The sequence below is a fragment of the Streptomyces atratus genome (assembly GCF_014648655.1).
GTDB classification, from domain to species: Bacteria; Actinomycetota; Actinomycetes; order Streptomycetales; family Streptomycetaceae; genus Streptomyces; species Streptomyces atratus.
In genome coordinates this window covers 1-7,830 of sequence record NZ_BMRN01000088.1, presented here as the reverse complement: position 1 = coordinate 7,830, position 7,830 = coordinate 1, and the positions used below count along the sequence as shown (strand labels likewise).

At 68.8% G+C, this 7,830-nt stretch carries 7 protein-coding genes and 2 pseudogenes; 6 read left to right on the top strand and 3 right to left on the bottom strand.

The features are described from left to right. Together IEZ15_RS46040 and IEZ15_RS41865 are read left to right on the top strand one after the other, a co-directional pair. Positions 1–640 (top strand): alpha/beta fold hydrolase (locus IEZ15_RS46040; RefSeq protein ID WP_229846528.1); only part of this gene is annotated, 640 nt, incomplete at its 5' end. Positions 641–726: 86 nt separating this feature from the next. Next, positions 727–1,149, top strand: coding sequence for a recombinase family protein (locus IEZ15_RS41865; protein WP_229846527.1), 423 nt, complete (start codon positions 727–729; stop codon positions 1,147–1,149). 206 nt (positions 1,150–1,355) lie between these two features. On the opposite strand, the gene IEZ15_RS41860 is transcribed toward IEZ15_RS41865, so the two are convergent. Both IEZ15_RS41860 and IEZ15_RS41855 read right to left on the bottom strand, forming a co-directional pair. Beyond that, positions 1,356–1,808, bottom strand: coding sequence for a DUF5707 domain-containing protein (locus IEZ15_RS41860; RefSeq protein ID WP_114248545.1), 453 nt, complete (start codon positions 1,806–1,808; stop codon positions 1,356–1,358). 532 nt (positions 1,809–2,340) lie between these two features. Next, positions 2,341–2,973, bottom strand: coding sequence for a TetR/AcrR family transcriptional regulator (locus IEZ15_RS41855; RefSeq protein ID WP_114248544.1), 633 nt, complete (start codon positions 2,971–2,973; stop codon positions 2,341–2,343). Between the two features lie 103 nt (positions 2,974–3,076). On the opposite strand from IEZ15_RS41855, the gene IEZ15_RS41850 reads away from it, so the two are divergent. Genes IEZ15_RS41850 through IEZ15_RS41840 form a run of 3 tightly spaced genes read left to right on the top strand, consistent with a single transcriptional unit; the run spans position 3,077 to position 5,969 of the window. Next, positions 3,077–4,474 (top strand): MFS transporter, encoded by a 1,398-nt coding sequence (locus IEZ15_RS41850; RefSeq protein ID WP_189282200.1) that lies wholly within the window; start codon positions 3,077–3,079, stop codon positions 4,472–4,474. Then, positions 4,471–5,691 (top strand): FAD-dependent monooxygenase, encoded by a 1,221-nt coding sequence (locus tag IEZ15_RS41845; protein WP_189282199.1) that lies wholly within the window; start codon positions 4,471–4,473, stop codon positions 5,689–5,691. The genes IEZ15_RS41850 and IEZ15_RS41845 overlap by 4 nt, the downstream gene beginning before the upstream one ends. Next, entirely contained in the window at positions 5,688–5,969 is a 282-nt protein-coding gene (locus tag IEZ15_RS41840; RefSeq protein WP_114248541.1) for a hypothetical protein, read from the top strand. The genes IEZ15_RS41845 and IEZ15_RS41840 overlap by 4 nt, the downstream gene beginning before the upstream one ends. 70 nt (positions 5,970–6,039) lie before the next feature. On the opposite strand, the pseudogene IEZ15_RS47565 reads toward IEZ15_RS41840, so the two are convergent. Continuing rightward, positions 6,040–6,222, bottom strand: a pseudogene (locus IEZ15_RS47565) (hypothetical protein); the annotation flags it as partial. Positions 6,223–6,660: 438 nt separating this feature from the next. On the opposite strand from IEZ15_RS47565, the pseudogene IEZ15_RS41830 reads away from it, so the two are divergent. Further along, positions 6,661–7,830: pseudogene (locus tag IEZ15_RS41830) on the top strand (IS3 family transposase); the annotation flags it as partial.

Below are 7,830 nucleotides of genomic sequence, written 5' to 3'. Positions count from 1 at the left end.
CCTGCTCCACCCCGAGGTCTTCCGCGCCGTCGGACTGCTGAGCGTCCCCTACGCGCCGCCCGGCGGCCCCCGCCCCACCGACATCTTCGCGCAGATGGGCGGCGACCAGGAGTTCTACGTCTCCTACTTCCAGGAGCCCGGCCGGGCCGAAGCGGAGATGGAGCCCGACCTCCGGGGCTGGCTCGCGGGCTTCTACGCGGCCCTGTCCGCCGACACCATGCCCGCCCATGGCGAGCCCGACCCGCACTTCGTGGCCCGCGCCGGCGGCCGACTGCGCGACCGCTTCCCCGGCGGCAAGCTGCCCGCCTGGCTGACCGAGGACGACCTCGACGTGTACGCCGGGGAATTCGAGCGCACCGGCATGACCGGCGCCCTCAACCGCTACCGCAACATGGACCGCGACTGGGAGGACCTCGCCCCGCACCGCGGCGCCCCGATCAAGCAGCCGTCCCTGTTCATCGGCGGCGCCCTGGACGCCTCCACCACCTGGATGTCCGACGCGATCGACGCCTACCCAGCCACCCTCCCCGGCCTGGCCTCTACCCACATCCTGGACGGCTGCGGGCACTGGATCCAGCAGGAGCGTCCCGAGGAGGTCAACCGTCTGCTGACCGCCTGGCTCGCTTCCCTCCAGGGCTGAATCGTCGGGCGTGCCGCGGCCGGGCGCCGTCGCAGGAGAACCCCGGCCGGCACACCCGAGAGCAGTGCCCGAAGCCCGACCTCGTCATGCAACTGCTGCGCGAGAGCGACACCTTGGAGGTGGCCCGGCCCGACCGGCTCTCCCGCTCTGTGCTGCACCTGGTGACCCTCGACGCCGAACTACGCGAGCGCGGCATCGGGCCGCACGTCATCGAGCAGGGCATCGACACCGCCACCATGGAAGGCCGTGTGATGTTCGGGGTGCTGTCAGTGCTCACCGAGCTTCAGCCAGAACTGATCGTGGCGAATACGAACGACGGGCTCAAACCCCCGCACGAACCCGCGGACGGGGCGGCGGGCGCCGGCCCAGGCTCACCGATGGCCAGACCGCGCTCGCCCAACGGCTCTGCGAAGAGCGGGAGAAGACCGTCCAGCAGATCGCCGGCATGTTCATCGGAGAATCCGGCAGTGACCGCGACGGGGCAGGCCGGCAGGTCGATCAAAACCTGAACCCGCACTCGGGCGCGCCTGGTCAGCCAGGTGAAGTCATGGGCACCTGGGCTGCCGTGCGGCTGGCTGACTTCGGACTCCTCACCGCCTACTGTCATCCGTCGCCGTTCGCCGTCCGGCATCGCAACCTGTTTGCCACTGCCGAAAAAGTGCGTACTGGCGCGCGTCGGCGCCGGCACTTGCTCTCGACCCCGTGCGCGTCCGGGTCACCGGACGATGAAACCGGCCGCCTCGGTGTCCAAGGTCGTGGTGCCGTCCTGCGCGGTGGCCAGGACGGCGACATGCCAGGCACCGCGCGGGGACGACTCGGCGTCGGCACTGGTGACCTCGGCGGTATAGGTGCAGCGCACGGTGTCCTGACCGGAGGGCTTGCAAACGGCCGACTCCACTGCGGCCATGTCCTTGGCGGTCAGCCCCTTCTTGGCCAGGGACGAGTCCTGCGGCCAGGCCAGCACCTTCACACTCTTGACACCGGAGGAAGCCGTGACATCGGTGGCGAAGGCCAGCGAGCCGTCCCGGTCCCCGTCGGGAGCGGTGTGGCGAACAGTGCTGTGCGTCAGCACCGGAGCCTGCTCCGCAGCCTGGGCGAAAGCGAAGGCACCAATACCACCGAGAAGAACGACACCAGCAACAACGGACAAGGCAACACGTCGGGACATGGGATTCTCCATAACTGTCTCAGCACTGAGTCGGGTCCGCGCCGCTCTGATCCGACGCTGTGCCGATATTCCCCGCGCGAGGATTCGCCGGACATGAGCGCGCATACTCAAACCGACCTGAGTGGTCGGTCGGGGGATTCCGGGGTACGGGCGTGCGGCTCGGCGTGCACGGGGGCGACAGACATCTCCTCGGCGGGCGCGGGGGGCGTTGCTGCGTGGCCTGCTTCTGCGGCTTTTGTTGCTGTGTACTCCTCGGTGCCGGCCGTACGTCTGCGTCGGCCGGTCTGGCCGGTGGGCCGGTGGGCCGGTGGGCCGGTGGGCCGGTGGGCCGGTGGGCCGGTGGGCCGGTGGGCCGGTGGGCCGGTGGCGGACCGTACGCGGGCAGCGGGGTGTCGTCGCGGAACGACGTCGGGGTGTGCCGCGCGAGGGGCGTCTCGGACAGGTACGCCCGGGCGACGATCTGCTCGGCTTCGGCGGCGTACGGGATATTGCCCGGAAAGTGGCGGCGGCTTCGTGACCGGGGCTGACGGTGCTACATGGTTCGGTAGGCCCGGAGGAAGGTCCGCACTCCCTCGACGACGAGTGGCCGCACGCGGGTGTCCTCCGCGGCATTCGCGGAACCGAGCCTGTCCAGCGTGACGCCGAAGGTCAGCGCGATGAACTGGTCGGCCGCGAGTCGAGGGTCGGGGACGTCGAGCAGCCCGGCCGCGGCAAGGGCGGCGAGCCGCTCGGCGAGTGCCTCGTCGGGGGTGTCGGCCATGGAGTTGTAGCCCCGGTGCGGCAGGTGGCCGGATTCCGTCCGGACCAGTCGTTGCAGCGTCGCGTACTCCGCTGAGCCGAGCATGTCGGTCGCGATGCGCATCGAGAACGTGACCAGGGCGTCCTCGAGGTCGGCGTCCTCTGCGAGGTCGGTGAGGGTGTCGTCGAGGGTGCGCCGGATCGTGGTGATCAGTGACTCGCCGACGGCGTCGACGACTGCTTGCAGCAGCGTGTGCTTGTCGCCGAAGTAGTCGTAGACCGTCCGCTTGGACACCTCGGCCCGGGCGGCGACCGCGTCGACGCTGGACCGGTCGAAGCCGTCGGCGAGGAACAGTTCCCGGGCCGCCGAGAGGATGGCGGCCCGCTTCCGCGTGGACCCCTCGCGCAGTGTCTTCGTGGTCGGCATGGGGCACATCCTAACCGAACTACACTGCACGGTGTAGTGTAGTTCGCCCGGGGAGAGGACCGCTGCGTCCGCGCCCGGCCCGGCAATGACGGAAAGGATGTCCATGACCGCAACTCTGGTTTCCCCGGCCCGCATCGGTAAGGCCGCTGTCGGGGCCCTCGGCATGCTGGCAGTCGCCACCGGTGCCTTGGAGTCGGTGGTGACGCCGACGCTCCCGCTCCTGCAACGCGAGCTGGACATGAGTCCCGCCGAAGGGGCGTTACTCAGCATCATGCTCCTCATCACCGGCGCGCTCGTCACACCGGTCGCGGGCAAGTTAGGCGACCGCTACGGCGGAAAACGGGTCCTGATCCGGCTGATGGCGGTGGTCTGTGCCGGTGGTCTGGTGTCGGCCCTGGCGCCGAACCTGCCGGTGCTGCTGCTCGGTCAGGTACTGCAGGGTGCGATGGTGGGCGCGCTGCCCCTGTCGTTCATCCTGGTGCGCGAACACCTCCCCGCGGGAGAGTCGAAGGTGGCCATCGGGGTGGTCAGCGGGCTGTTCGTAGGGGGCGGGATGGCCGGAACGCTGTCGGCCGGGCCCGTGGCCGAAGAGCTGTCCCGACACTGGATGTTCGCGCTGCCGACGATCGCGGTCATCGGGGCCACCATCCTGGTGAACAGGCTGATGCCGCATGATCCGCCGGGCCGGTCGGACGGCGCCGGGGTCGACTGGCCCGGCCTGGTTCTCCTGAGCGGGACGCTGGCCACGCTCATGCTCATGCTCGCGCTCGCACCCGACATCGGCTCGCAGCCACTCGTGCTCGGCGCCCTCATCGTGGTTCTGGCCGCCTTCGTGATCGGATGGACAGCCGTTGAGCGTCGTGCGGCCTCGCCGATGGTCGATCTGCGCATGCTGGCACGGCCTGCGGTGTGGACGTCGTGCGTGCTGACGTTCGTGATCTGCTTCGGCACCTCGGTGGCGGTCCATCTCGTCCCGCAACTGTTCGCGGTGTCCGCCGACGAGTACGGATTCGGGGCCGGCGCCACCGAGATCGGCTTCTTCCTGCTGCCCGGCGCCGTGGCCGCGTCGCTGGCCGGGCCGATCGGTGGGATCGGGGCGCGTCGTTTCGGCTCGCGTGCCGTGGTCACCGCCGGGATCGTCATCATGGCCGCCGCCCTGATTGCCCTGGCAGTCGTGCACACCGAGGCCTGGCATCTCGTCATCGGCAAGATGCTGATCGCGCTTGCGAACGGCCTGTGCGTCACAGCGTTGGTGACCAGCACCGCTACATCCGTCGATCAAGGTGACACCGGCGTCGCCACCAGCCTCGTCCTGGTGACTCGCGTGGTCGGCTACGCCGTGGGTGTGCAGGTCAGTGGTGCGATCCTCACCGCCGGTGCCCCTGCCGGGTCCGATGTCCCAGCCGAATCGGCCTTCGTCACCGGCTTCGTCATAGCCGGCGCCGTCACGGCGCTGTCCCTCCTCGTCACCCGCACCATGAGCAAAGGAACCAAGGAATGACCCGCATTGATCCGTTGAAAGGTACCCACACCCCGCCGAGGCGCAAAGTCCTGATATCCGGGGCCAGCATCGCGGGGCCCGCCCTTGCGTTCTGGCTGAACCGCTACGGATTCGCGGTCACGGTGGTCGAGAAGGCGGGCGCACTTCGTGGGGGTGGTTACCCCATCGACGTACGCGGCACCGCACTCGAGGTCGTCCGAAGGATGGGAATCCTGCCTCGACTGAAGGACGCGCGCATCGACCTGCGCCGGCTGACCTTCCTCGGCGGGGACGGCGGCGAGGTGGCCTCGGTCGCCCCGCACACTGTCACCGGCGGTGTCGCTGGACGGGACATCGAGGTGCGGCGCGGAGATCTGACCGACGCTCTCCACACGGCGGTCCGTGACGACGTGGAGTTCTTGTTCAACGACGCCGTCGAAACCCTCGACCAGTCCGGCCACGGGGTCGACGTCACCTTCCGCGGAGGCAGCAGGCGTACGTTCGACATGGTGTTCGGTGCGGACGGTCTGCACTCACGTACCCGTGAGTTCCTGTTCGGCCCCGAAGCGCAGTTCCACCGATACCTCGGCTACTGCTTCGCCGGGTTCACCATGCGCAACACCTTCGGGCTCTCCCACGAGCTCATGATGTGGAACACCCCGGGCAGAGCCGCAGCACTCTACGCCGTGGAGGACAACGACGAAGTGCACGCCTTCCTGAACTTCGCCCACCAGGAACCGCCGTTCGACGCGTTCCGGAACCCGGAAGCCCAACGGGACCTGGTCGCCACGGTCTTCGCGGACGCGGAATGGGAGGTCCCGGGCATGCTTGCCGCCATGCGCGACGCTGATGACCTGTTCTTCGACGGGGTCAGCCAGATTCGCATGCCCCGCTGGTCCAGCGGCAGGGTCGCGCTGGTGGGCGACGCCGCGTACTCGCCCTCGTTCCTTACCGGACAGGGCTCCAGCCTCGCGCTCGTCGGCGCGTACATGCTCGCCGGTTCCCTGGCCGACCGGGACCACACCGCGGGCTTCGCTGCCTACGAACGCAACACCCGTGAGTTTGTGACCCTGAACCAGGAGCTGGTCCGCGAGGGCGACGCCGCGCTCTTCCCGACCACCGCCCGGGCCCTGGAGCAGCGCAACGCCATACTGCGCAACCTCGGCGCCATGCCCTCCACGGAGGGACGACCGGCCCACTCGGCCCTCACCCTGCCCGAATTCATGCCCACGACGTGACCATCCACGCGGTCACCGGGGCAGACATCAGCCGGCTCGCGCCTATCCGCGGCATCGACATCAACGCAACAGCGGCCACCGTCGAGATCCACGACAGCACAGCCCACCGCCGATGCCGGCTCCACCCACTCCCCCACACCTGGACAGGTCCCCTCATACGAGCGGCAGGCATTCACGGACAGCTCAAGAACCGCGCCCCGGACAGCCTCGCTCCGCAGCGGCGGCCGAAGTCCGTCTTCGGCCCGCACGTCATCCTCGACCCGGGCAAGGCGATCTGAGCGGCCTGAACGCACGTGTGGCGTGCACGCGTCGAACGCGTGCACGCCACGGATCACTGGGATCTTCGCGTTACTTGATGCGAACGACCTGCGGGTCGTGGTCGCTCGTCCGGTCGGAGAACTCCGCGTTGACGTGGACCAGCTCGTACCCGGGGTCGTGGATCCCCGGGGTGACGAGGATGTGGTCCAGCGTCTGCGAGTTGCCATCGCAGACGTAGCTGTACCGCTCGCCCACCGGCAACTTGTTGATCAGGTCGGTGTGAGCCGGAGGCTTTGCCGCGTACGGGGAGAGCCGCGTGGCGCCCTGGATGTCGTGGATGCGTACGTCACCGGGGGTGGTGTCGGTGGGCGCGGGGGTGGGGGACGGGTCCCCGCCGCCGTCGCCGCCCGTACCGGCGCTGTTGCGCGGGCTCGGCGTGGAGCCTGAGAGGTCGACGGAGTTGTTGTCCGTGTCGGTGAAGACGACATCGCGGCTCACCGAGTGCGTGTTGTCGGCGCCGGTGGCGGGCAAAGTCTCCCGTACGGCGGCGGTGCCGAAGCCGACCAGATCCTTGATGCTGCTGTCCGCGGCGCAGTCGGCGGTGACCTGGGAGGTTACGGGCATTCAGGCGTCCGGTGCGGCGCCGGGAGCGCTTGGGCCACCGAGTCCTGCGCGGGCACCCTGGAACGCGGCGCATGAAAGGATCGAGTCATGGCACGACCTTCCCGTTACCCGCTTGAGCTGCGCCGACGTGCGGTGCGCATGGTCGCCGAGGTCCGCGGCGACCACACGACCGAGACCGCGGCCTTGCAGGCGGTGGTCGAGAAGCTGGACATCGGGTCCCGCGAGACGCTGCGGAACTGGGTCAAGCAGCACGAGATCGACGCCGGGCAGAGGCCGGGGACGACGACGGAGGAGTCCGCCCAGCTCAAGGCGTTGAAGAAGGAGAACGCCGAGCTGAAGCGGGCCAACGAGATCCTGAAGGCGGCAGCGTCTTTCTTCGCGGCCGAGCTCGACCGGCCACACACACGCTCGTAGCGTTCATCGACGAGCACAAGGGCCGCTTCGGCGGCGTCGAGCCGATCTGCAGGACGCTCACCGAGCACGACTGCAAGATCGCCCCTTCCTCCTACTACGCCCACCACAAACGCCGGAGCAGGCCGTCGGCCAGGACCGTGCGCGATACCGAACTGAAGGAACGGATCAGCGAGGCCTTCCAGGCCAACTACCGTGTCTACGGGGCGAGGAAGATCTGGCGTGAGCTGAACCGGCAGGGCCACCGCGTGGCCCGCTGCACCGTCGAGCGCCTGATGCGTGAACTCGGCATCGCCGGAGCGGTCCGCGGCAAGCGCGTGATCACCACGCTGCCCGGCGGCCAGGCCGAACGGGCGCCGGATCTGCTGGACCGCGACTTCGTCGCCGCTGCCCCGAACCGCTGCTGGGTCGCGGACTTCACCCACGTCAAGACCTTGTCCGGTGTCGTCTACGTCGCCTTCGTCGTGGACACGTTCTCCCGCCGGATCGTGGGCTGGTCCGCAGCCACCGTGAAGGAAACGGTCTTCGTCCTGGACGCCCTGGAGATGGCCGTGTGGCAACGTGGCCGAGACCAACATCCGGTGCAGCCAGGCGAGTTGATCCACCACTCGGATGCCGGATCGCAATATACGAGTTTCCGGCTTGCCGAGCATCTGGACGCCGCCGGCATCGCCGCCTCTATCGGATCGGTCGGTGACGCCTACGACAATGCCCTGATGGAGAGCACGATCGGCCTGTACAGAACCGAGCTGATCAAGCCCCGGCGGCCCTGGAAATCGCTCGCCCAGGTCGAGTTGGCCACCGCCGAGTGGACCGACTGGTACAACCACCGCAGGCTCCACGGTG